The organism is Alphaproteobacteria bacterium, from assembly GCA_033762625.1.
Lineage (GTDB): Bacteria > Pseudomonadota > Alphaproteobacteria > UBA9219 > RGZA01 > RGZA01.
Genome location: JANRLI010000007.1, coordinates 15,494 through 37,299, shown reverse-complemented (window position 1 = coordinate 37,299; position 21,806 = coordinate 15,494). Strand labels below are relative to the sequence as shown.

Here is a 21,806-nt window from a genome sequence, read left to right as displayed (position 1 = left end):
AATGACCGCAGGAAATAGTTTTGGCACTTTATTCCGTTTTACGACATGGGGCGAAAGCCACGGCCCGGCAATTGGCGTTGTAATTGATGGCTGCCCATCCCTTATCCCGTTAAGCGAAGCCGATATTCAAGGCTTCCTTGATAAACGCCGCCCGGGACAATCGCGCTACACCACACAGCGCCAAGAACCCGATGCGGTGAAAATTTTGTCCGGTGTATTTGAAGGAAAAACCACAGGCACCCCCATCAGCCTGATGATTGAGAATGTTGATCAGCGCTCAAAAGATTATGGCGACATCAAGGAAAAATACCGCCCAGGCCATGCCGATTATACATATCAAATGAAATACGGTATTCGTGATTATCGTGGCGGTGGCAGGCAATCAGCGCGCGAAACCGCGTGCCGCGTCGCAGCTGGCGCAATTGCGCGTAAAATTCTTGGCAAGAAAATTTCAGTGCGTGGTGCATTGGTGCAAATTGGGCCGCATAAAATTGATCGCGAGAATTGGGATTGGAAACAGGTTGATAAAAACCCGTTCTTCTGCCCCGATAAAAAAGCAGCAGCGAAGTGGGAAGATTATCTGGATAACGTCCGGAAAAAAGGATCCTCCGTCGGCGCGATTATCGAAGTTGTAGCAAGCGGTGTTCCTGTTGGGTTGGGCGAACCCATTTACGACAAACTGGATAGCGATCTGGCACGCGCCATCATGTCCATCAACGCGGTTAAGGCCGTTGAAATCGGCGATGGCTTTGCCGCAGCCGCATTAACAGGTGAAGAAAACAGCGATGATATGCGGAGCCAAAAAGGCAAAATTAGTTTCGCATCCAACCATGCAGGCGGGATATTGGGTGGCATTTCGTCCGGACAGGACATTGTGCTGCGTTTTGCGGTCAAACCTACTAGCTCAATATTAACGCCGCGAAACACCATTAACCAAGCTGGCAAAAATACTGAAATACTTACAAAAGGACGCCATGATCCCTGCGTGGGCATCCGCGCTGTCCCTATCGGGGAAGCAATGGTTGCCTGCGTTCTAGCTGATCATCTATTGCGTGCGCGCAGTTCAAAATGCTAAAATAAAGCTTGGTTTAAATGTTAACGCTTAAGGGCAGCCATGGAAGGTATGCACCAAAAATCAACCTATGAAGTATGGCAGATCTGGGCCAAGGCCCTTGAACGCCAGCTGAAGCGTTGCGCCGATGTATATAAGGAAAACGGAGAGGATGCTGGCAAAGCCACCGCCCTTCTGGAACGCCTTGAGTTGTTTATTGATCCCGTATCGCATGCGCAGGAACTTGCGCAGCGCAATTACGATGTAAAAGGCGGCGTCGAAAAACTGTATCTACTGTCATTGACCGTGTTACAAAAAATCTTCCGCGATACGCTGAACGTACTGCCCGCCATTTCCCAAGATATGCAGCGTTTGCTCAATTCCTCATGCTATGGCAATTGCTCGGGCCGCGCCGCGATGGATATTTTCAAGGGCCCGCACCGGACCACGAATGAAGGCATTGCCGCGGGCGTTTCGGATGAATACGGTACCCTGCCATGGGTGCTTGCCAATTTGCTTGATGAAGCAAATGTCGGCGGCGATGAATACTTGCAAAAAGGTCTCGGCAAGGCTGCTGCAGGCAGCAGTGCAACGGGAACCGGCGGCGGACCACAGCCATTGGAACGCGCCGACAGCTCCTATAAGCCGCGCAAAAAAGAAACGCTAACCGGCATCAGCTAACCTTAGGTTTACCGTATGCCAGAAAAGTATAATGAACGCGCACCATTTAACGACTGGTGGTATTGGTCGGAATGTCTTGTAAAGCGCTTTCGCACGATCGAAGAAATCTACCGCGAAAATGGCGAGTATGATCGCGCCGGACAAATTGGCGAACTCGCCAAAAAACTCAAAGACACCTGCATGGTTCCAGTGGAAGCTATCCGCAAGGGTCATAAGACCGATGAAGAAAAAACCAACATCAAGAAGCTGGAAGAAGATGCGATTTATATCTGCGCGGAAATGTTCCGCGATATCCTGCACAACTTTCCGTTTATGTCGTCCACCATCCAGAATTTCCTTGGCATTGCATGGGATGAGTTAAGCTGGGATGAAGCGACCGCAGAGCTTGATGAATTTGGCAATCCCGTGAAGAAGAAAAAGCGCGGCAGCGGCGATAGCCGTATTCTGGAGCTGTTCTGGGGGCCAAAGGCACGTCAAGATGAAGGTATTCGGAGCGGCAAAGTAGCAGATGGCGGCTTGCCGGGCATTCTGTTCAATCTGATGATGGCTGAAAAATCATCCAGTAACCGCGCACCAACGCAATTCGGCCAATTTATGCAATCGGCCGCTAATCAGCAGTTTATGAATGTCACGAAGAGCGAAAAAGCCGGGCAAGTCATGAACTTCAAGCCGCCCGGCGGTTTTTAGTAACCCGATTTCTATTTAGAATCTCGCTGCGGCTAAGGATTTTTGGATGGTTTCGAGAACCGGCGCGCAGCGTACATCTAAGTACGTGAGCACCGGAAGCGCAGAAAGCGCCAAAAAGCTAACGCCGCAGTAGAGATTATATTACCCTTTTACGCAGGCATAATGTTGCAAGCCTGAACCCATCTGGCTGCCTTGCACATGACCGATATAATTATAACCCTTCGGGCATTGCGCATTACCTTTAGCATCGGTTGCCATTTCAATCACATATCCGGTGCCTGACATGGCTGGTTTGCCGCAGGTCACACTGTCGGTTACTTTATCATACACATGCACGCCTTTAGCGCAGCTGGTGACATATGCAATTTCTTTTGCTTGTGGTTGTGCCATTGCGCTAGTACCTGAAACCAGCAAAGCCACCACTGCAAGTGCTATAATCTTTTTCATAATGCTTCCCCAAAAAAATAACGAGTAAATCTCTAAAATAAAATTTTGATACTTAACCATACCGCATCGTGCTTAAACGGCACTTAACGATGCGCAGAGTTCAAAATGAATTTATTTCAAATTTTAGGAATGCCGGAAAATTATGTAATAAGCGGCGCTAGGAATTGCTTGAGGTTACCACCTTTATAGAGGTGACCGGCGATACCTGCTGCCTTGGCCGCCTGCATATCGCTGTCTTTATCACCGATCATCATGCTGCGCGACATATCAATTTCATTCGCCTTGGCAAGGCTAAGCAGCATACCGGGGCTTGGCTTGCGGCAACTGCACGCTTGCCTGTATGCGCCCTGCCCTTCGGTTGCATGATGCGGGCAAAACGCAAAACTATGAATAACCGCACCATGTTCAAGGCATTCTTTTTGCATCCATGCATGAAGGTGATGAACATCACTTTCCGTGTACATGCCACGCGCAACACCGGATTGGTTGGTTGCCACAAACACCAGATAGCCGCGTTGATTGGCAAGCTTGATTGCATCCATGGCGCCATCCACCCACTTAATATGCTCGGGCAAATAGGCGTAGCCGATATCGGTATTAATTACGCCGTCTCTATCAAAAAAGATGGCAGGCTGTGACTTCATTCGGCAAGATACACTTCGTCAATGATTTCACATACCATATGCCCAACGGCAATGTGCATTTCCTGAATGCGCGGCGTGTGGTCGGATGGCACTTTGATGCATACATCGCATAGCTCAGCCAGCTTGCCGCCTTTGCTGCCAGTAAGACCAATCGTTTTTACACCCATGGATTTGGCGGACATCACCGCCAACACCACGTTTTTGCTGTTGCCGCTGGTTGAAATGGCAAACAACACGTCACCTTTTTTTGCAAGCCCTTCAATTTGGCGGGAGAAGATAACATCATACCCATAGTCATTGCCGACTGCCGTTAAGGTCGATGTGTTGCAGGATAAGGCAGTGGCTGCCAGAGGTTTGCGTTCCTTTAAAAAACGCCCAACGAGTTCAGCAGCAATGTGTTGTGCATCAGCAGCAGAACCGCCATTACCACAAAAAAACAGATGGCCGCCCTTTTTCAATACATCCGAGCAATCCATTCCCACATCGGCAATCAATCCAGCCAAATCCTGAAGCTTTAAAAAGTTGGCAGCGCTTTCTGCAAATGCCTTTGCAGCCAAATTTTTCATAGTCTGTTTCATGCTGACCGTTCGGTTACGTTTTTGATTTTGGCGTTGTTGCGCTGCGCCTTCAGGAATTCGGCAAAAAGGAATGCCAACTCAATTCCCTGGCTGGCATTCAAACGCGGGTCACAATGGGTATCGTACCGGTCGCCCAGATTGCTTTCGCTAATGGCAACCGAACCGCCAAGACATTCGGTCACATCACGGCCCGTTAATTCCAAATGTACGCCGCCGGGGTGTACGCCTTCGGCTTGGCAGACGGTAAAGAAGCTTTTTGCTTCTGACATAATGCGGTCAAACGGGCGTGTCTTGATACCTGACGCGGTTTTGACCGTATTGCCATGCATGGGGTCACTGGCCCACACCACCGTGCGGCCTTCCTTCTTCACTGCGCGCAATAATGCAGGAAGCTTTTCAGAAACCTTGTCCGAACCCATGCGCACAATCAGCGTGAGGCGGCCTGCTTCATTGGTGGGGTTGAGGATATCAATGAGTTTTAGCAGATCATCAATCTGCATGGATGGACCGCATTTGAGGCCAAGCGGATTTTTAACGCCGCGCAGAAACTCCACATGCGCGCCATCCGGTGCACGTGTGCGGTCACCAATCCACAGCATATGCGCGGAAACATCATACCAATCGCCGCTGGTACTATCGACGCGCGTCAATGCTTGCTCATATGGCAACAGCAATGCTTCATGCGATGTAAAAAATTCTGTTTCGCGTAACTGCGGCACAGATTCAGATGTCAGGCCACATGCGCCCATGAATGCCAGCGCTTCATCAAGGCGGCTTGCCAAATCGCGGTAACGCTCACCCACCGGACTTTTATCGACAAAATTAAGTGTCCATTGGTGAACCTTGTGCAGGTCGGCATATCCCCCTTGCGCAAATGCACGCAGCAGGTTCAGCGTGGCGGCTGATTGGTTGTAGGCCTGAACCATACGTTCGGGGTCCGGCGCACGGCCTTTGGCATCGAAATCGATATTATTGATGATATCGCCCTTATAGCTTGGCAAGGACACATCGCCCTGCTTTTCAGTGGCTTCAGAACGCGGCTTGGCAAACTGGCCGGCCATGCGGCCAACCTTCACCACCGGCGTAACGCCACCAAATGTTAGAATGACCGCCATCTGTAACATCACGCGGAAGGTATCGCGGATATTATTGGGATGGAACTCAGCAAAGCTTTCGGCGCAATCGCCGCCTTGCAATAAAAACGCTTCACCTGCCGCAACCTTGGCAAGGCTTGCCTTTAAACGGCGCGCTTCACCTGCAAAGACCAGCGGGGGATAATTACGCAAGCGTTCAACCGTGCTATCCAGCGCTGTTTCACTTGGATATACCGTGCGTTGCGGGTCGGGCTTTGATTTCCAGCTATCTGGGGTCCATTTCGAATTTTGGGTCATCTCTAGAATATAGGGTACCAAAATCGAAAAGATAAGAGGAAAAATCCTATTATATGCTTATATATGTCAACAATTTGAGGGCACATGTTCTGGATAGTTACAAAATATTTTTTAACGGCTGGCGTTGTGGTACTCATCTCGGAAGCCGCTAAACGCAGCGATAAGCTTGGCGGGTTTATTGCCGCCTTGCCACTCATCACCATACTGACCTTGATCTGGTTATATATCGAAAAGCAGCCGCAGGAAAAAATCGCCAACCACGCCTATTATACGTTTTGGTATGTGATCCCCACCCTTCCCATGTTTTTGGCGTTCCCGTTGCTGCTTGAACGCTTCGGATTTTGGCCCACCCTTGGGTTATGCGTTGTGCTGACCATGATTTGCTTTGGCCTGTTCAGCATCATCCTCAAACAATTTGGAATTAATCTTTTGTAGGAGAACTGATTATGCATAAGGGAAGTTGCCTGTGCGGCGCTGTCGCCTATGAACTGAGCGGCGATATCGAACAATTTTATTACTGTCATTGCAAGCGTTGCCGCAAATCAAACGGCGCGGCATTTAATGCAGTAGCACCCTTGCCGCTTAACCAATTCAAGATTGTGAAGGGTGAAGATAAATTGAAAGCCTTTGAATATGAAGGCGGCGCAGACCGGTATTTTTGTACGCAGTGCGGCTCGGCACTATTCAGCAAACGCAAAGCAATACCGGATATGGTGCGCATCAGAATTGGATCGCTCGATACGCCCATTAGCGCCAAAGTTTCTATGCATATTTATGTCGGTTCGAAAGCCGAATGGTATGACATCTGCGATAACGCGCCGCAATTTGAAGAACGCGCGAGCTAGCGCTTATTCAACGGTCACGCTTTTCGCTAAATTACGCGGTTGGTCAATATCCGTTCCCTTTGCCATGGCAGTATAATACGCCAGTAATTGCATCGGTACGGCATAGAGTAATGGCGATACAAAACTATCGACATCGGGCAAGGCCATGCTCCAGAACGGCTTTGGATTAATTGATTTCACGCCTTCTTCGTGTGAGAACACAATCACCTTCCCGCCCCGTGCCATGACTTCCTGAATATTCGATGCGGTCTTTTCGAACAATGCATCGCGCGGCGCAAGCACCACCACCGGCATATCTTCATCAATCAATGCAATGGGGCCATGCTTTAATTCACCGGCTGCATAAGCTTCGGCGTGAATATATGAAATTTCTTTAAGCTTTAATGCGCCTTCGAGTGCGATGGGATAATTCAGGCCACGCCCAAGATAAATGCAATCCCGCGCTTCGGCCAATGACTGCGACAGCTCACGGATTTGTTCGTGCTGCTGCACCACCGCGTTAATATCACTTGGTACTTCACGCAGCGCTTTTATATGTTTTGCCATTTCATCTTTGGTAAGGGCGCCGCGTTTCATCGCGCAATCCAATGCCAGAATAGCCAATACAACAAGCTGCGTTGTAAACGCTTTAGTTGATGCAACCCCAATTTCCGGGCCCGCCAGCGTTGGAACAACCACATCGGCAAGCCGCGTCATGGATGAACCAAGCACATTCACAATTGCTAAAATCTTCTGGCCTTGTGATTTGGCATAATGAATAGCCGCAAGCGTATCTGCTGTTTCACCGCTTTGCGACACTACAATCATCACGCCGCCCTTTGGCATCGGCCCTTCGCGGTAACGGAATTCGGATGCAATGTCGGTTTCAACCGACAGCTTAGCGACTTGTTCAAACCAGTATTTGGCAACCACGCCCGCATAATGCGCCGTGCCGCAACCAATAAGGGTGATGCGGCTTAAATCTTTCCAATCAAATGGCAAATCAGGCAATTGCAATTCGCCCGTTGCAGGGTCAACCAATGAATTCAGCGTATCGCCTATCACACCCGCCTGTTCAAAAATTTCTTTCAGCATGAAATGGCGATAGCCCGCCTTACCAATCATCGCACCGGAAAGTGATGTTTGCTGGATAGGGCGTTTTACCACCGCATCACTCGCATCATGCACCACAACGCTATCGCGCTTAATCTCGGCCCAATCGCCTTCTTCCAGATAGGTAATGCGGTTGGTAAGCGGCGCAAGCGCAAGCGCGTCAGAACCCAAATACATTTCCCCATCACCATAACCAATTGCCAGCGGGCTGCCACGGCGTGCACCAATCAATAAATGCTCATCGCCTGAAAACAACAATGCCAATGCAAATGCGCCTTCCAGCCGTTTAAGTGCTTTGGCGGTTGCATCTGCGGGCGTCATACCTTCTTCAATATATAATGTTAAAAGATGCGCGATAGTTTCGGTATCTGTATCGCTTTGAAACGTGCAGCCTTTGCTTTCCAGTTCGGCGCGCAGTTCCTTGTAATTTTCGATAATACCGTTATGCACCACCGCTACGCGTTTAGTCGCATGCGGATGTGCATTGGTTTCGTTTGGCTTACCGTGCGTTGCCCAGCGCGTATGGCCAATGCCGATATTTCCGGGCAAGGGTTCCTGCTGTAGCTTGGCATCAAGATTGCTGATTTTTCCCTGCGCGCGGCGGCGTTCGATTGTTGCGCCCGATAAGGTCGCAATGCCTGCGCTGTCATAGCCGCGATATTCAAGACGCTTTAGCCCTTCCAGAACAAGACTGGCCACAGGACGGTTTGCAATAACACCAACAATTCCACACATGAGTTTTCTTAAAGGCGCGTAAGGAGTTAGACGAAGGAGTTAAGGTATAAACGCAAAGCTCCCAAATCAAAGAACAACAATCCCTGACAAAACATTTCATGCTTTTTCTTTAGGAAACGCATCAATTAACCAATTAACTAATGACGAAAGTAATGTCCGTAAAAACGAATGTTACATTAGTTTCAAGAGAGCAGAGATTCTCCAACAGCTAGACGGGAGTTTATGAATGCCAACACCAACCGCCAGACCAATGCCAGTGGTTCACAGATATGCAACCCCAAGTGCTGGTCCTGCGGTTATAAAGGCCTCGCCCAGCGCGGCCCCTGTTATTGTAAGAAGCACGCCAAGTGCGCCCCCGGTAATCAGAGCCACCCCGATTGTCCATCGCGCAACGCCAAGCGCAGCGCCAAGACCACATCAACACGTTTATGCAACGCCAAGCGCAGCGCCAAGACAACATCAACACGTTTATGCATCGCCAAGCTCTGCGCCTGTGTATCGCACAGGCTATCAACCAGTGCATACGCAACACCGCCCACCCTATGCACACCAACATTACCGGACCGGTTATCCTCAATCGCGCCATCATCATTCGCAACCAAACAATAGAGGCTTTTTGCCTGGCTTTTTGGCAGGCACTGCGATTGGTGGTTTGCTTGGAATGCGTCGTCCTCAATCGTATAGTCCTGCATATGGTCCAAATGGCGCGCCATATAATAATGGCGCAATGCCCGACCCTTTCACCCCTGCACAATTCAGAAGCTTTATGAATGCAGCCATGGAAGGCCGTGAAGAAGACCGCGTAACCTTGCGCACCAACATCACCCTGCCAACATCGCCGGATGAACGCAGATTATTCAAGCAAATCACCTATGCACTGATGCAGGACGGTGGAAGACAGATGGATCCTACCGGTGTGTTTACGCAGGAAGCATTAGAAGCCGTGCGCATGGGTCGCATGAACCCGCAAGCACTTGGCAGTGACCTGCGTCATTTCAACGATAGCTTCGCGCCAGCGGTAGATGCCTCAGGACAACGTGTTGAAAGCCCATTCGCAATCGATGTACGGGCAAATGAAGATTTCCTTCGCGCTTCATTCGCAAATGAATATATGAAATCACGCGAATATCAGGCGCAGCAGCAATATTACCGCGAGCCACCACGCATGGCGGGTTATTCAGCGCCTTATAACGCACCTTACAGTTATGCGCCGCGAAGCAGCACGATTATTCCGATTTTCAGGATACCGGTTTAATTATTGTTAACGCGAGAACGAAAGTATAGCTGACTGATCCACCCGTTGCGGTGGATGGAATCTCAAACTAAACTGCGGGGATATTTACCCTAATTTATTTTGAGAAACGATATGCATCGTATCAGCGATATTACCAGCCAGCTTGACCCTGATTTTTTACTCGAGCAGCTTCATGCTACCGACCAGTTTGCGAAAGCGAATGTAGAAGCAAGCCGCGGCGGCCCGTTTGGCGCATCGCTGCACGTCATCGATTTAGATACCGGTGAACGCGTTCAGGTTGGAACATTAGCTGCAAACGCGGTGTTAAAAACCGGTATCGCAAGCCAGCATGCCGAAGCCGAAGCATTATCCCCCGATAACCAGCGCGCCCTTCGCTATACGCTGGGCGAATTCAAGAAACAGGGAAAAACCAACGTAGCGGTGCTGTGCACATCCAGCGGTCAAAGCTGCCCTGCATGCCATGCCAAGCAGGAAATCGTTGCCCGTGATTTGGTCAGCAAGGGTCTTCTGGAAAAAGGAAAGTTCGTTGTGACCTATGGCGCAACTTTTGAAGACACTGCACAAATCGCAGGGTTTAATGATGCGCCATATGTGCTGGACAACATTCGCCGCCTGCAAACGTCCAGCCAAGCGTGTATGGTAAAGGTTGAGCACAGACATATAACCGATTTGCCCGAAGACATTAAAAGACGGTTGATGATTGCGCAGGCCGATAGCCGTCCCATTGCATTCCTGCATGGCGCCAATGTGCAGATTGAAGGCCGCGACCACCGTAATCATGATTTATTTGCCAGCGCCGAAGTAACCGCCATTCGTACTGCCTGTGATAGGCAAAACAATCAAAAGCTGCCAACCCCGTGGATGCTTGGCAACCGTGACGACGCGCCACAAAAGGAAGCAGTACTTTATACCGCTATTCATAGCCCTGGGCCCTTACTGCTTGCCGAAGCGCAGTGGGCAGGCGTATCGCGAATTATGTGTGTTGGCGGCGTTGTGCACGCTTCCTCTGCCCTGCGTGAAACACCGGAAGTTCCAAATCCGTCTTTTGCCAAGGCATTATGGTCTGGCTACAACCGCGCAGACAGTTACCTAACAGTACTGCGGGTGATGCCATTCGAAAATATAGCGCAGCACGCATGGCGTGAAAAACTCGCCCGTGAAGGCGCAGCGATTTTGTATAACGGCCTTGCGAGCGACCCTGCCCTTGCCGCTTATGCAGATGAAATGACTGCACGTTTCTCAGGGCACACCATTATGTGCAAAGTACCTGCTGCGCGTCTTGCCCCGGCCGCACGACCAGAACCGACACGCACTTAGTTATTTGCCGCCTTTTTTATCGCGGAAGCGTTTGGCCCAGCCGTCCTTGACGGTTTGCTTGGTGCGGGCAATCGCAAGTGAATCTTCGGGTACATTTTCAGTAATCGTGCTGCCTGCGGCAATGGTTGCGCGGTCACCGATTTTGATTGGCGCGACAAGTGCTGTATCGGAGCCCACAAATACATCAGCGCCAATATCGGTGTGATGTTTGTGAAACCCGTCATAATTACAAGTAATTGTACCCGCGCCAATATTGGTGCGCGCGCCCACCCGCGCATCACCCACATAGGTCAGGTGATTAATTTTCGCGCCCGTTTCGATATTGGCTTTCTTGATTTCAACAAAATTGCCGATATGCGCGGTTTCCCCTATCACTGTGCCGGGGCGCAAACGCGCATAAGGCCCGATGCGCGCGCCCTTTTTAACGCGCACACCTTCCAGATGACTAAAGGAAAGAATGTCAACACCTTCATCGACCACAACAGATGCGCCGAATACAACATAGGGATGAATGGTCACATCCGCAGCGATGCGCGTATCGGCGCATAGATGAACGGTATCAGGATTGATAAGCGTCACGCCCTGTACCATCAGTGCGTTGCGCAGACGCTTTTGCATAATCTGCTCAGCGCTGGCAAGTTCAACACGGCTATTAATACCAAGCACTTCTTCAGCTTCGCCTTTTACGTAACCGCATGCCAACCCCTTTGCCCGCGCAATCGCCACTGCATCGGTCAGATAAAATTCGCCTTTGGCGTTTTGCGGTTTGATTTCGGAAAGAATTTCCCACAGCACATTGCTATCAAACGCCATCACCCCTGCATTACACAGTTTGTTAGCGCGCTGCGCGGCGCTGGCATCAGCATATTCCACAATCTGTTCAACCAACCCTTCACTGCTTAAAAAAACGCGGCCATATTGCGCGGCATCTTCGGGTTCAAAGGTCAAGACGCTAACGGGCGCAGCCTGCCCAACCAATGCGCTTAAAGTTTCAGGGCGCAGCAACGGCGTATCGCCATAGACCACCAAGACGCGGCCTTGGAAGCCACGCAATTCATCTTTGGCAGCAAGCACGGCATGCGCTGTGCCTTTGCGCTCTTTTTGAATAACGGAAGCATGCGGCGCAATTGCTTCGCCAACTTCGGGCGCATCAGGACCAATCACGCCGACAATCTTATATGGAATTAATGCTTCGCACGCGCGGCGCACATGCGTAATCATCGGGAAGCCCGCAACTTCATGCAGTACCTTGGCTTTTGTGGAACGCATACGCGTACCTTGACCAGCGGCGAGAATAATACAGGCAAGTGAAGCAGCTTTTGACATAAGGGTTTTATATGCAGATGGTCTGTGGCAAGTTTATGGTTAGGAGAACTGTTTTATCACATGCCCCACCGCTTTAAAGCCATTCTTTTTGACCTTGATGGAACCATTATCGACAGTGCGCCCGATTTATGCGCGACAATGAATATCCTGCTAGCTGAAGAAAACCGCCGCCAAATCAAGCTGGATGAAATGAAATCCTGCACGGGGGATGGCTTAAAGGTCATGCTGGAGAAAGCATGGCGACTCACGACAGACAATGGGGTCGAACCACTCACCCCTGACCGTGTGCCTGCGTTGATGCAGCGATTCTTGAAGATTTACGAAGGGATTATCGCCAAACCTGAGTGTATTTATCCTGGCATGCTGGAGTTTCTGCAAACCGAATTTGAAAACGGCACAAAGCTGGCCGTGGTGACCAACAAACACGAAGCCGCCGCACGGCGCATTCTGGCGCAACTGAAGCTGGCGGACTATTTTCATATCGTTATTGGCGGCGATACGTTGCGTGAACGCAAGCCACATCCGATGCCAATTTTACATGTGCTGCATGAATTCAAAATTGCAAATGACGATGCCGTGATGATTGGCGATAGCCCGAATGACGCCCTATCCGCGCGCGACGCCGGCATTCCATCCATCATCCTGACCTATGGCTATAATCACGATTGGCCGGCAGATTTAAAACCGGCTGCTTATGCCATCCATGTGCATGATTGCAGACTGGCGTTACAACTAATTTGAATGCTGCACCGCACTTTATAAAAATAAAACCGCGAATAAAAAATAAAAAATGTTTATCTCATATTGCATTTTACAACTTGCATGCTGGCCATATTTACTTTGGCTAATGCACATTAATCACGACATCACATATTAAAATTTTGTTTATCATACCCTACTACCATCGCATTCAGAAATTCATGCACCACAGATGATTCTGCTAGCATATGCACATAACTAGGGGCTTTTATGGAAGCGCGACAGGAACGCATCGCCGATATGGTAAAAAGTCTTTTACCATGCATCAAACAATGTGAACGTAAAAAGCGCATCGCCAACCTGACCATTTTTATCAGCTTGATTTCAAGCATCATCATTTGGGGTTATGGGTTGCGCGAATTCAATCGACCGATTGATATCAACGAGTACACAGCTATTCGTAATGTGATATTGCTTAGCATCCATGAAACTCATGAAACAGAACAGCAAATCACGCAGCGATTGCTCACTCATTTCAATATTGAACAATTACAGGATTTAAAAGGGCGACAACTGACCCAAGCACTTAAATTTATTGCCCAGCAACAAAAGCACTAACGGCAATACGATAATCTTATGTTCTAGTGTCCACCGCGCTTGAGGAATTTACTATAGCTGATAATGTTGCTGGCGGCCTGTTGCATCTTTTCAGCCGTCGCTTTTTCTTCGTTGCGCATCATGTCATAAAGGACTGCAATCATTTCCGCGCGGTGTTTTTCATCTATCTTGGTTGAATTGTGTGCCAACACCTTTTCAACAGCAATCATTACATCGCGCAGTAATTCTGCATCAATTGTCGTATCACCGGCATGCCCCCTTTTAACCGTTGGCTGGCCATCGCCGGTCAACAGCCATTGCACCGATGTACGCAGCACGGTGGCCAGTTCCGGTAAAAAACGTGGCCGTGCCACTTTGCCGTTTTCCAACTGATCAACCGATTGCTGTTTGACACCGGGTAATTGCGCCGCCAGATCATTCTGGCTCCACCCGCGCTCCTCGCGTAGCTGGCGAACGCGCTGACCCAACCCTGATTTCCTATGCGGCATGATGTATTACCATTTTGTGGAATTAAACTGAAAACCCAGCAGAACCTGAATTTGACTATACAAGCAGATTTGTATTATTCAACAAATTTTTACTAATTTTTTGTTAATTGAAACAAATTATCTTGTTGCACTCGCCCCCGCGCCCCTAGTACACAGATATCAATAATTTTGGTCCGATTGTGTTTGGATGCCAGCCCTTCGCTGTCTCACTTACCCAAGGAACCAAGTGGGATACTTATTTAAAATGTAACAATAATAAGGAGATAGTATATGGCAATTCGTATTAAGAAATGTGGTCAGAAAGTCAAGAATATCCTTATTTCATTGGACCAAAATGATAGCCCCCTAGATACCGGGGAGCGCGAACAAAAAACCAATCTTGGCGAATACCTTACGCAAAAAGGTGCCATGGCTTTGGCAAAGCGGCTGGAAGTTTACTGGCATGAAAAGGGCTATGCTGCTGCGCGGTTCTGGGCTGAACCGATTGGTGAGCGCTTTGACAAGGTGGGCACCTATGAAATCTACCGTGTAACAAGCAATCTTGTTAACGGAATGCCCCCGCAATACATTCCATCCTATGCCATGAAAGTTGCCTTAAGCGCGGTCGCACGCATAGGCCAGCCTGCGATTATCAATTAATCGGGGATGGTCAGCGTTTTTCCGCCGCCGCCTTCAACCTTGGTAAGGTGCACGACAATACCGCCAAACACCGTGCTGGTTTCAGCGCGTACTGGAATTTCCGGCAAATCATCGCGCACCTTGCCAAGGAAGATATAGACAGGCGGGCGGCTTGAATTACCGAAACGGCCATTTACTTTGCCGTTATTGTTGTTATCTGTTCCGTCTTGCCAGAAATGGCTACCTTCGCGGTCTTTGCGCGAACCAGCCAGCATTTTGAAATCAACAATGCAGCGCTGCGCTGTGCCGGTGAACACCGAATAATCTTCGCCGTCCAAATCCTCTTCGCCGCTATTGCTTAAGGTTAGATCAAACCGGCGGTGCCCATCGTAAATCGGCACATTTTGATTGCATTCACCGTTATAGGTCGTATTTGAAATCACTTGCAGCACCCCGCTTAACGGGTCCAATGCGCCAAGCTTCATTTCTTCCGGCACATGTTCGTTATTGCCATCGCCTTCAGGGGGATTGAACAATGCCTTTATCTTATTCCGGTTATATGCAAAGCCCACATTATACGGCTTGTTATTCCACTTCGTCATAACATTGCTACCACTGGGACGCAGCACCGCCGCCTTTACAAAACGTCCCTTGGATGAAATCTCCGCATCCCATGGCGCTAAATGGCGCAAGAACCCTTGCGTTCCAGTCGTCAGGTTGATTTTGTAAGTACCTGCCGCTTTGGTAAAGCCCACCACCCCATCCATGGCATGAATCCCGCCCAAATAAACGCTATAGCTAAGCTTCAGGTTTTTAACATTTGGCAGCGCTTCAGCGTGCGCCTGCCCGATAAGGCAGCACATGAATAATAAGGCTAAAAATTTCAGTTTGACAGACTCAGAGCTCAGCTTCATCACATTACGTAAATAAGTTGTTTCAATGCTATATCTTTAGCCTAATACTGGCGGGCGATACACGCTTATTATAGTTTCATTATTTGGGGAAATCTGGGTTATTTCATGGCTGATTTATTCGGGAACGCGGCAAAGGCTGCACAATATACGGCAGATGATATTGAGGTTTTAGAAGGGCTTGAACCCGTACGCCGCCGCCCCGGCATGTATATTGGCGGCACGGATGAGAAAGCCCTGCACCATCTCGTGGCCGAAGTACTGGATAACGCGATGGACGAAGCCGTGGCCGGCTTTGCCAACCGCATCGAAATGGATTTGGCCGCCGATGGCACCTTAAGCATTAGCGATAACGGCCGCGGTATTCCAATTGATAAGCACCCCAAATACCCGACCAAATCAGCCTTGGAAGTTATTTTGACGATGCTGCATTCGGGCGGAAAGTTCACCCAAAAAGCCTATCAAACCTCCGGCGGGTTGCACGGTGTGGGCATTTCAGTTGTAAACGCACTCTCCGAACATCTGGAAGTGGAAGTTGCGCGTGACAAAGTGCTTTGGCGCCAGAAATACAGCCGCGGCAATCCAAAATCCAAACTCGAAAAAGTTGGCGCAGCGCCCAATAAACGCGGGACCACCGTACGTTTCCGCCCCGATTTGGAAATCTTCGGCGCAAAGGCAAAGTTTAAACCTGCCCTGCTCTACCGTCTTGCACGCTCAAAAGCCTATCTGTTCCGCGGCGTTGAAATCCGCTGGAGCTGTGATGAAAGCCTGCTGGAAGGCCAAAAGGATATTCCAGCAACCGCCATATTCCACTTCCCCGGCGGGTTGGAAGATTATTTAAAAACATCGATTGAAGGCCGCAGCACCGTTACGCAAAACGCGTTTGGTGGCATGGCCGATTTACCTGTCAAAGGCGGTAAGGTCGAATGGGCCGTAGCTTGGCCCGATGATGGCGAAGATGGTTTTTCGCATTCCTATTGCAATACCATTCCAACACCGCAAGGCGGTACGCATGAAAGCGGTTTGCGCAGCGCATTGCTGCGCGGCCTTCGCGCTTATGGCGATTTAACTGGCAAGAAAAAAATCTCCCAAGTCACCAGCGATGATTTGCTCGATGGCGCAGTTATGCTGCTTTCTGCCTTCATCCCAGACCCGCAATTCCAAGGCCAGACCAAGGAAAAGCTGGCAACGGCTGAAGCCGCACGCTGGGTTGATCAGGTTGTGAAAGACCATTTCGATCACTGGCTTACCGCAAATCCGGCGGAAAGCGCGAAGCTGATTGATGCGATGATTTATAAATCGGATGAGCGTTTGAAACGTGCGCTCGCCAAGGAACAATCACGCAAAACCCCAACACGCAAGTTGCGCTTGCCCGGTAAACTTGCAGATTGCAGCAGAACCGAACCTGAAGGAACCGAATTATTCCTCGTGGAAGGCGATAGCGCCGGCGGCTCAGCCAAGCAAGCGCGCAACCGTGAAACACAGGCGATTTTGCCTTTACGCGGCAAAATCTTGAACGTCGCCAGTGCGACATCCGAAAAAATGCGCGCCAATCAGGAACTCAGTGATTTGATTTTGGCGATGGGTTGCCCGATGGGTAAGGAATTCGCATCCGATAAAATGCGCTATGAACGCATCATTATCATGACCGACGCTGACGTGGACGGCGCGCATATTGCTGCATTGTTGATGACCTTCTTTTACCGCGAAATACCGCAATTGATTGCGGGCGGCCATTTATTTCTGGCACAACCACCACTTTACCGCCTGATGCACGGCACGAAGATGTTCTATGCGCGCAATGACGCGCATAAGGATGAATTGCTGGCAAAAGAATTCGGCAAGAATGCAAAGGTTGAGGTTAGCCGTTTTAAAGGTCTTGGTGAAATGCAGCCTGCGCAATTGCGCGATACCACCATGGACCCGAAGAAACGCACATTATTACGCGTGGTATTACCCAATGCCCACGACCCTGATCAACGCGATGATGTCAAGATCACCGAGGATCTGGTGGAAGCATTAATGGGCAAAAAACCCGAAAGCCGTTTCAAGTTTATTCAGGAAAACGCGCATTTTGCCAAGGAATTGGACGTTTAAGGGGCATTACGCCGGAATACTGCGCGATCCAAAGAAAAACATGCGCAGCTGTTCAATGGGTTTATCCAGCCAGCTTTCGAAATCGAATTTATCCAGATCACGCACTTGAGTTTTCTTGGCCAAATCATAGCCACGTTTGAACACCAGCCAATGGCGGCGTCCACGGAAACGATATTGGCGCGGATAAAAATTGCAGCTGATTATTTTAAATAGCCACAAATGAAATGCGTTCATGCGGCTGTCACAGCCCATGGTAAACCCAATAACAAAGGCTTCGCCGGGCAAACGCATATTCGCTTTTAACATGCAATGCACATAATCATGCTGAGCAAGACTGATGGAACCTGGCAGGCAAAAAGGGGATTGGGGATTTTCCATAAGCCAAACAATAAACGGAACCTTCGCGGCGAAAGTGCCGTTTTTGGTCATTTTCTGTTTCGCTTCGCGCAGCGTGATTTGCGTATGTTTGTCCATAGTGCGATTCTAACATAAAATCGTTTACGAAGCGTAAGCGGCTGTTTTATTGGCCTTTTTTGACAATAAATCTAGACTATTGATACGTCTTCCACGACCAACTGCACATCGGTTCGCATGGCATAGGTGTTCAGGCGGATAGTCCCCGCCACATTGACACGGCTACCCTTTTTTAAATCAATCAGGGCTTTGCCCATTTCATGATCCATCGCTCGGAAAGCAATTGCACTTAATGTGCCGCCCATTTCACTGCTGAACACAAGGCGCAAATGGTTTGCACCCACCAAATCAGCGCGGAGTAATTTTACATCCATCATCGCAAAGCGCGGCTCAGGATTTCCTGCGCCAAATGGCGCAAGCTGCTGTAATTTTTCTGCCAATTCTACCGTCACACCGCCAAGTGATAACAATCCATCAAGCATCAAGGTCGGTTCCAGTGGCGTTTCGGCCAAAACTTTTGCAAGGCGCGTTTCGATGAATTGTTTGAATGCAGGATATGCAGTTTTGGCAATGGTATAGCCGGCCGCCATCGCATGGCCGCCGCCATTGACCAACAGCCCTTCCTGCCGCGCGGCGATAATCAACGCTCCAATATCAATACCTTTAATCGAACGGCAACTGCCTTTCCCCACATCACCATCAAAAGCGGTAGCGAAGGCGGGTAAATTAAAACGGTCCTTCACCCGCGATGCGACAAGGCCGATTACACCGGGATGCCAGCCATCACCATCCACAAACGCTGCATGGGTTTTGGTGGTAGGTATCATGTTTAATGCTTGCTCAAGCGTATCCGCTTCTATCGCGCGGCGTTCTTCGTTCAATTGTTCAAGCTGCACAGCAAGTTGGTGCGCTTCATTTTCATCGGTCGTACTCAGCAAACGCGTCCCCAAATCGGATTTGCCAACGCGCCCACCGGCATTAACACGTGGGCCAAGTACAAACCCCGCCGTATAGGTATCTGCCATGCCTTTGTTACGTGCAACATTCAGCAATGCCTTGATACCGATATTATTGCTGCGCCCCATGACGCGTAGGCCTTGGCGCACAAAAGCCCGGTTGATACCCGTTAGCGAAACCACATCACACACAGTGCCCAGCGCAACAATATCCAGCTCATCCATCAAGTTTGCGGCAGTCGCCATGCCCTGTTCGCGCAATTTATTATTTAATCCCACAAGAAATAAAAACGTCACGCCTACCGCCGCGATGTGGCGGTGCGATGATGTTTCATCAATCCGGTTGGGATTCACAACGGCAATGGCTGGCGGCAATTTGGGTTCACCCGCATGATGGTCGAGCACAATCACATCAACACCTGCTTCTTTCGCAGCCGCCAATGGTTCATGCGCGGTTTGCCCGCAATCAACCGTAATCACCAACTTTACGCCATCACTGGCAAGCTTTTGCAAAGCAGCCGTATTGGGGCCATACCCTTCCGTCATGCGGTCAGGAATATAATAGGAAAGTTCAACGCCAATTGCGCGACAAAAACGGATGAGCAGTGCGGATGATGTTGCGCCATCCACATCGTAATCCCCAAAGACGCAAATTTTTTCCTTATTGGTTATTGCAGCAATCATGCGCGATACAGCCTTATCCATATCCTTTAAATGGAATGGATCTGGCAGCAAGGCACGAAGCGTGGGATTTAGAAAATCAGCCGCATCATCAAGTGAAACGCCGCGAATGGTCATCACACGCGCCACAATATCCGGCACAGCATGGCGCTGCTGTATGGTCAGCGCCAAACGGTCATCGCTTGGCTGCACTATCCATTCACGGTTAGTGAGCGATTTGCTTACGACCACGGTTTGGTTCTGAAATTATGATGCGCTTCCATGTAGCGCACGGTTCCGGTTTTGGAACGCATGACCACTGAATGCGTATATGCGCCGCCGGGGAAACGGCGAACGCCGCGTAACATAGGGCCAGTGGTGACGCCGGTTGCAGCAAACATCACATCGCCCTTTGCCAAATCCATCAGGTTATATTTGCGGTTCAAATCCTTCACGCCCCAACGTGCAGCGCGGGCTTTTTCTTCATCATTGCGGAACAGCAAACGGCCTTGCATCTGCCCGCCAATGGAGCGCAGCGCAGCAGCAGCCAGCACGCCTTCCGGCGCTCCGCCTGTACCCATATACACATCAACGCCCGTTTCAGGCGAGGTGGTTGCAATCACGGCGCTAACATCGCCATCACCAATCAACATGATGCGCGCACCTGTTTCACGGACTTTTGCAATCAGTTCCTGATGCCGCGGACGGTCAAGAATACACACCAGCAATTCCGATGGTTCAGCCTTGCGTGCCTGTGCAATGTTTTTAATGTTTTGCTGGACGGAATTATCCAAATCAATAATGCCTTCGGGATAATTCGGGCCAATCGCAATCTTGTCCATATAGACGTCTGGCGCGTTCAGGAACCCACCGCTTTCGGCCATGGCAATAACGGCGAGCGCGTTGGGGCCACCGGTTGCAGTGATCGTTGTGCCTTCCAACGGGTCAAGCGCGATATCAAGCTGCGCACCGCCCTTACCTACTTTCTCACCAATATAAAGCATCGGCGCTTCATCGCGTTCGCCTTCACCAATTACAACGGTTCCATCAATCGGTAATACGTTCAGCGCCTTGCGCATCGCATCCACTGCCGCCTGATCGGCCTTCTTTTCATCACCATGCCCAACCAGCAGCGATGCCGAAAGCGCAGCCGCTTCCGTCACACGCACCAGTTCAATGGCGAGGTTGCGGTCCATAACTTTGGGGGATGTTTCGATGGTCATTGGGCTATCCGATTTACGAAGTGTTTGCATGGCTGCCTTTGCTTTGAAATATGGTTAACTCTTTTAAGGCTTTTAGAAAAAAATGAAACTGCAAAATAATAAAGGTGCGTTTCCTATTGGTTTTATTGTTCTGCTGGCAAATGCTTAAAAAAGCCGAGTCATGGCAGAATACGGCGCCTTTAGAGCAAGCCAATACTTTCAAACGTGTGTGATAGAATAGGCTCATGTCAACAATCACGTATGAAACTACTGATCGACGTAATTTCGACGCCAAAATCCTAAATGATGCTTACGCATCATTTCTTAAACACGCTCCTGCCATTTTTGATGATCCAACGATAAACCCAGCCACTGGCGAGACGATTTATGCCTCAATAGAAACAAAAGATGCGTGGGAACGCTTAATAAAAGGGGTGCAATCGCGTACAGGACAGCACAACGCAACTGTTACAATTGCCCGCAACGAAGCTGGCAAGGTTATCGGTTTCGCATTTGGCATTTATCACGAAAATAGCAACAGCGCGAATATTACCTATGCAGGGATTGACGAAGAATTCCGCAATAAAAATATACTGACGCAACTTAATGGCCAAGCCTTGAAAGCCATCAATGCGTTAGCACAGGAACACGGTCATGATGCAGCTTCGGGCGTGTTTGTTGAACGTGCGAATAAAGTTCCTGGCGCTGTACCAGCTAACGCGCTGGCATTGAATGATTGGCGATCACCGTTGCTTATTCCAGACCAAGATGGTGTTTATCAACGTCAGGATTTAAGGCTTATCGTAAAATGGGGTGCAGGCCAAAGCGACGAAGACAAGGCAACTACCGTATCTCTTTTTGCCCAAGATTTTTATGCACTCTATTCAGAACCGCTGGTCAACGGCGGCGTACCGGCAAATGACAATAAATTTTATGCGGGCGGCCTCACCTTTACGACCGGACCTGAACAAATGAAAGATTTAATCGCCATGCAAATGGATGCACATGAAAAGTACGGTGTGCCATTGCGTAATCCCAAATCATTAGTTCGAAATCCAGCAAAACCGGCCAACAAAATTTGCTGATTAGCTTCC

24 protein-coding genes are annotated in these 21,806 nt (G+C 49.6%); 12 read left to right on the top strand and 12 right to left on the bottom strand.

Annotation, left to right across the window (positions count from 1 at the left end; genetic code table 11):
* The first annotated feature begins 1 nt into the window (after position 1).
* From aroC to SFW65_03840, 3 genes are read left to right on the top strand one after another with little or no spacing between them, the layout of a single operon-like run.
* Positions 2–1,075: a chorismate synthase gene (gene aroC / locus SFW65_03850; protein MDX1922249.1), complete on the top strand. Its 1,074-nt coding sequence runs from the start codon at positions 2–4 to the stop codon at positions 1,073–1,075.
* 39 nt (positions 1,076–1,114) lie between these two features.
* Positions 1,115–1,732, top strand: a complete 618-nt coding sequence (locus SFW65_03845) for a hypothetical protein (protein MDX1922248.1) — start codon at positions 1,115–1,117, stop codon at positions 1,730–1,732.
* Between the two features lie 15 nt (positions 1,733–1,747).
* On the top strand, positions 1,748–2,419 hold the full coding sequence (locus tag SFW65_03840) for a hypothetical protein (protein ID MDX1922247.1): 672 nt from the start codon (positions 1,748–1,750) through the stop codon (positions 2,417–2,419).
* A gap of 141 nt (positions 2,420–2,560) precedes the next feature.
* Here SFW65_03840 and SFW65_03835 read toward each other — a convergent pair whose 3' ends face one another.
* The 4 genes from SFW65_03835 to SFW65_03820 form a co-directional block, all read right to left on the bottom strand.
* Positions 2,561–2,866 (bottom strand): hypothetical protein, encoded by a 306-nt coding sequence (locus tag SFW65_03835; GenBank protein MDX1922246.1) that lies wholly within the window; start codon positions 2,864–2,866, stop codon positions 2,561–2,563.
* 140 nt (positions 2,867–3,006) lie between these two features.
* On the bottom strand, positions 3,007–3,510 hold the full coding sequence (locus SFW65_03830; GenBank protein ID MDX1922245.1) for an HAD family hydrolase: 504 nt from the start codon (positions 3,508–3,510) through the stop codon (positions 3,007–3,009).
* Complete coding sequence (locus SFW65_03825) at positions 3,507–4,076, bottom strand: D-sedoheptulose 7-phosphate isomerase (GenBank protein MDX1922244.1); 570 nt, start codon at positions 4,074–4,076, stop codon at positions 3,507–3,509. The genes SFW65_03830 and SFW65_03825 overlap by 4 nt, the downstream gene beginning before the upstream one ends.
* Positions 4,077–4,084: 8 nt before the next feature.
* On the bottom strand, positions 4,085–5,479 hold the full coding sequence (locus SFW65_03820; GenBank protein ID MDX1922243.1) for a 3-deoxy-7-phosphoheptulonate synthase class II: 1,395 nt from the start codon (positions 5,477–5,479) through the stop codon (positions 4,085–4,087).
* 84 nt (positions 5,480–5,563) lie between these two features.
* Between SFW65_03820 and SFW65_03815 the strand changes: the two genes are divergently transcribed.
* Positions 5,564–5,914 (top strand): DUF3147 family protein, encoded by a 351-nt coding sequence (locus tag SFW65_03815; GenBank protein MDX1922242.1) that lies wholly within the window; start codon positions 5,564–5,566, stop codon positions 5,912–5,914.
* Positions 5,915–5,925: 11 nt separating this feature from the next.
* The gene (locus SFW65_03810; GenBank protein ID MDX1922241.1) at positions 5,926–6,324 is read left to right on the top strand and encodes a GFA family protein; all 399 of its coding nucleotides are present in this window, start codon (positions 5,926–5,928) and stop codon (positions 6,322–6,324) included.
* A gap of 3 nt (positions 6,325–6,327) precedes the next feature.
* On the opposite strand, the gene glmS is transcribed toward SFW65_03810, so the two are convergent.
* Positions 6,328–8,151, bottom strand: coding sequence for a glutamine--fructose-6-phosphate transaminase (isomerizing) (glmS, locus tag SFW65_03805; protein ID MDX1922240.1), 1,824 nt, complete (start codon positions 8,149–8,151; stop codon positions 6,328–6,330).
* A gap of 362 nt (positions 8,152–8,513) precedes the next feature.
* Positions 8,514–8,879: a hypothetical protein gene (locus tag SFW65_03800; GenBank protein ID MDX1922239.1), complete on the bottom strand. Its 366-nt coding sequence runs from the start codon at positions 8,877–8,879 to the stop codon at positions 8,514–8,516.
* Between SFW65_03800 and SFW65_03795 the strand changes: the two genes are divergently transcribed.
* Both SFW65_03795 and SFW65_03790 read left to right on the top strand, forming a co-directional pair.
* Entirely contained in the window at positions 8,879–9,406 is a 528-nt protein-coding gene (locus SFW65_03795; protein ID MDX1922238.1) for a hypothetical protein, read from the top strand. The genes SFW65_03800 and SFW65_03795 overlap by 1 nt on opposite strands.
* A gap of 111 nt (positions 9,407–9,517) precedes the next feature.
* On the top strand, positions 9,518–10,723 hold the full coding sequence (locus SFW65_03790; protein ID MDX1922237.1) for a hypothetical protein: 1,206 nt from the start codon (positions 9,518–9,520) through the stop codon (positions 10,721–10,723).
* On the opposite strand, the gene glmU is transcribed toward SFW65_03790, so the two are convergent.
* The gene (glmU, locus tag SFW65_03785) at positions 10,724–12,049 is read right to left on the bottom strand and encodes a bifunctional UDP-N-acetylglucosamine diphosphorylase/glucosamine-1-phosphate N-acetyltransferase GlmU (GenBank protein ID MDX1922236.1); all 1,326 of its coding nucleotides are present in this window, start codon (positions 12,047–12,049) and stop codon (positions 10,724–10,726) included. It abuts the gene before it with no gap.
* A gap of 60 nt (positions 12,050–12,109) precedes the next feature.
* Between glmU and SFW65_03780 the strand changes: the two genes are divergently transcribed.
* Both SFW65_03780 and SFW65_03775 read left to right on the top strand, forming a co-directional pair.
* Positions 12,110–12,790 carry an HAD-IA family hydrolase gene (locus tag SFW65_03780; protein ID MDX1922235.1) on the top strand — a complete coding sequence of 227 codons (681 nt, stop codon included), beginning with the start codon at positions 12,110–12,112 and terminating at the stop codon, positions 12,788–12,790.
* A 228-nt stretch (positions 12,791–13,018) separates the two neighbouring features.
* Positions 13,019–13,366: a hypothetical protein gene (locus tag SFW65_03775; GenBank protein MDX1922234.1), complete on the top strand. Its 348-nt coding sequence runs from the start codon at positions 13,019–13,021 to the stop codon at positions 13,364–13,366.
* A gap of 23 nt (positions 13,367–13,389) precedes the next feature.
* Here the strand turns inward: SFW65_03775 and SFW65_03770 are convergent, their stop codons facing one another.
* Entirely contained in the window at positions 13,390–13,854 is a 465-nt protein-coding gene (locus SFW65_03770) for a helix-turn-helix domain-containing protein (protein ID MDX1922233.1), read from the bottom strand.
* Positions 13,855–14,124: 270 nt separating this feature from the next.
* Here SFW65_03770 and SFW65_03765 point away from each other — a divergent pair, with 270 nt between their 5' ends.
* Complete coding sequence (locus tag SFW65_03765) at positions 14,125–14,493, top strand: hypothetical protein (GenBank protein ID MDX1922232.1); 369 nt, start codon at positions 14,125–14,127, stop codon at positions 14,491–14,493.
* Here the strand turns inward: SFW65_03765 and SFW65_03760 are convergent.
* Positions 14,490–15,386 (bottom strand): DUF3108 domain-containing protein, encoded by an 897-nt coding sequence (locus SFW65_03760; GenBank protein ID MDX1922231.1) that lies wholly within the window; start codon positions 15,384–15,386, stop codon positions 14,490–14,492. The two genes, SFW65_03765 and SFW65_03760, sit on opposite strands and share 4 nt — an antisense overlap.
* Positions 15,387–15,491: 105 nt before the next feature.
* Here SFW65_03760 and parE point away from each other — a divergent pair, with 105 nt between their 5' ends.
* Positions 15,492–17,480, top strand: coding sequence for a DNA topoisomerase IV subunit B (gene parE, locus SFW65_03755; GenBank protein ID MDX1922230.1), 1,989 nt, complete (start codon positions 15,492–15,494; stop codon positions 17,478–17,480).
* A gap of 6 nt (positions 17,481–17,486) precedes the next feature.
* On the opposite strand, the gene SFW65_03750 is transcribed toward parE, so the two are convergent.
* The 3 genes from SFW65_03750 to glpX all read right to left on the bottom strand — a co-directional run bounded on the left by SFW65_03750 (position 17,487) and on the right by glpX (position 20,763).
* Positions 17,487–17,954, bottom strand: coding sequence for a hypothetical protein (locus tag SFW65_03750; GenBank protein ID MDX1922229.1), 468 nt, complete (start codon positions 17,952–17,954; stop codon positions 17,487–17,489).
* A 71-nt stretch (positions 17,955–18,025) separates the two neighbouring features.
* A complete protein-coding gene (gene recJ, locus SFW65_03745; protein MDX1922228.1) occupies positions 18,026–19,762 on the bottom strand; it encodes a single-stranded-DNA-specific exonuclease RecJ in 1,737 nt (578 codons plus the stop codon).
* Complete coding sequence (gene glpX, locus SFW65_03740) at positions 19,753–20,763, bottom strand: class II fructose-bisphosphatase (GenBank protein MDX1922227.1); 1,011 nt, start codon at positions 20,761–20,763, stop codon at positions 19,753–19,755. Before glpX ends, recJ begins: the two co-directional genes overlap by 10 nt.
* 194 nt (positions 20,764–20,957) lie before the next feature.
* On the opposite strand from glpX, the gene SFW65_03735 reads away from it, so the two are divergent.
* Positions 20,958–21,797, top strand: a complete 840-nt coding sequence (locus tag SFW65_03735) for a hypothetical protein (protein MDX1922226.1) — start codon at positions 20,958–20,960, stop codon at positions 21,795–21,797.
* The last annotated feature ends 9 nt before the right edge of the window (positions 21,798–21,806 follow it).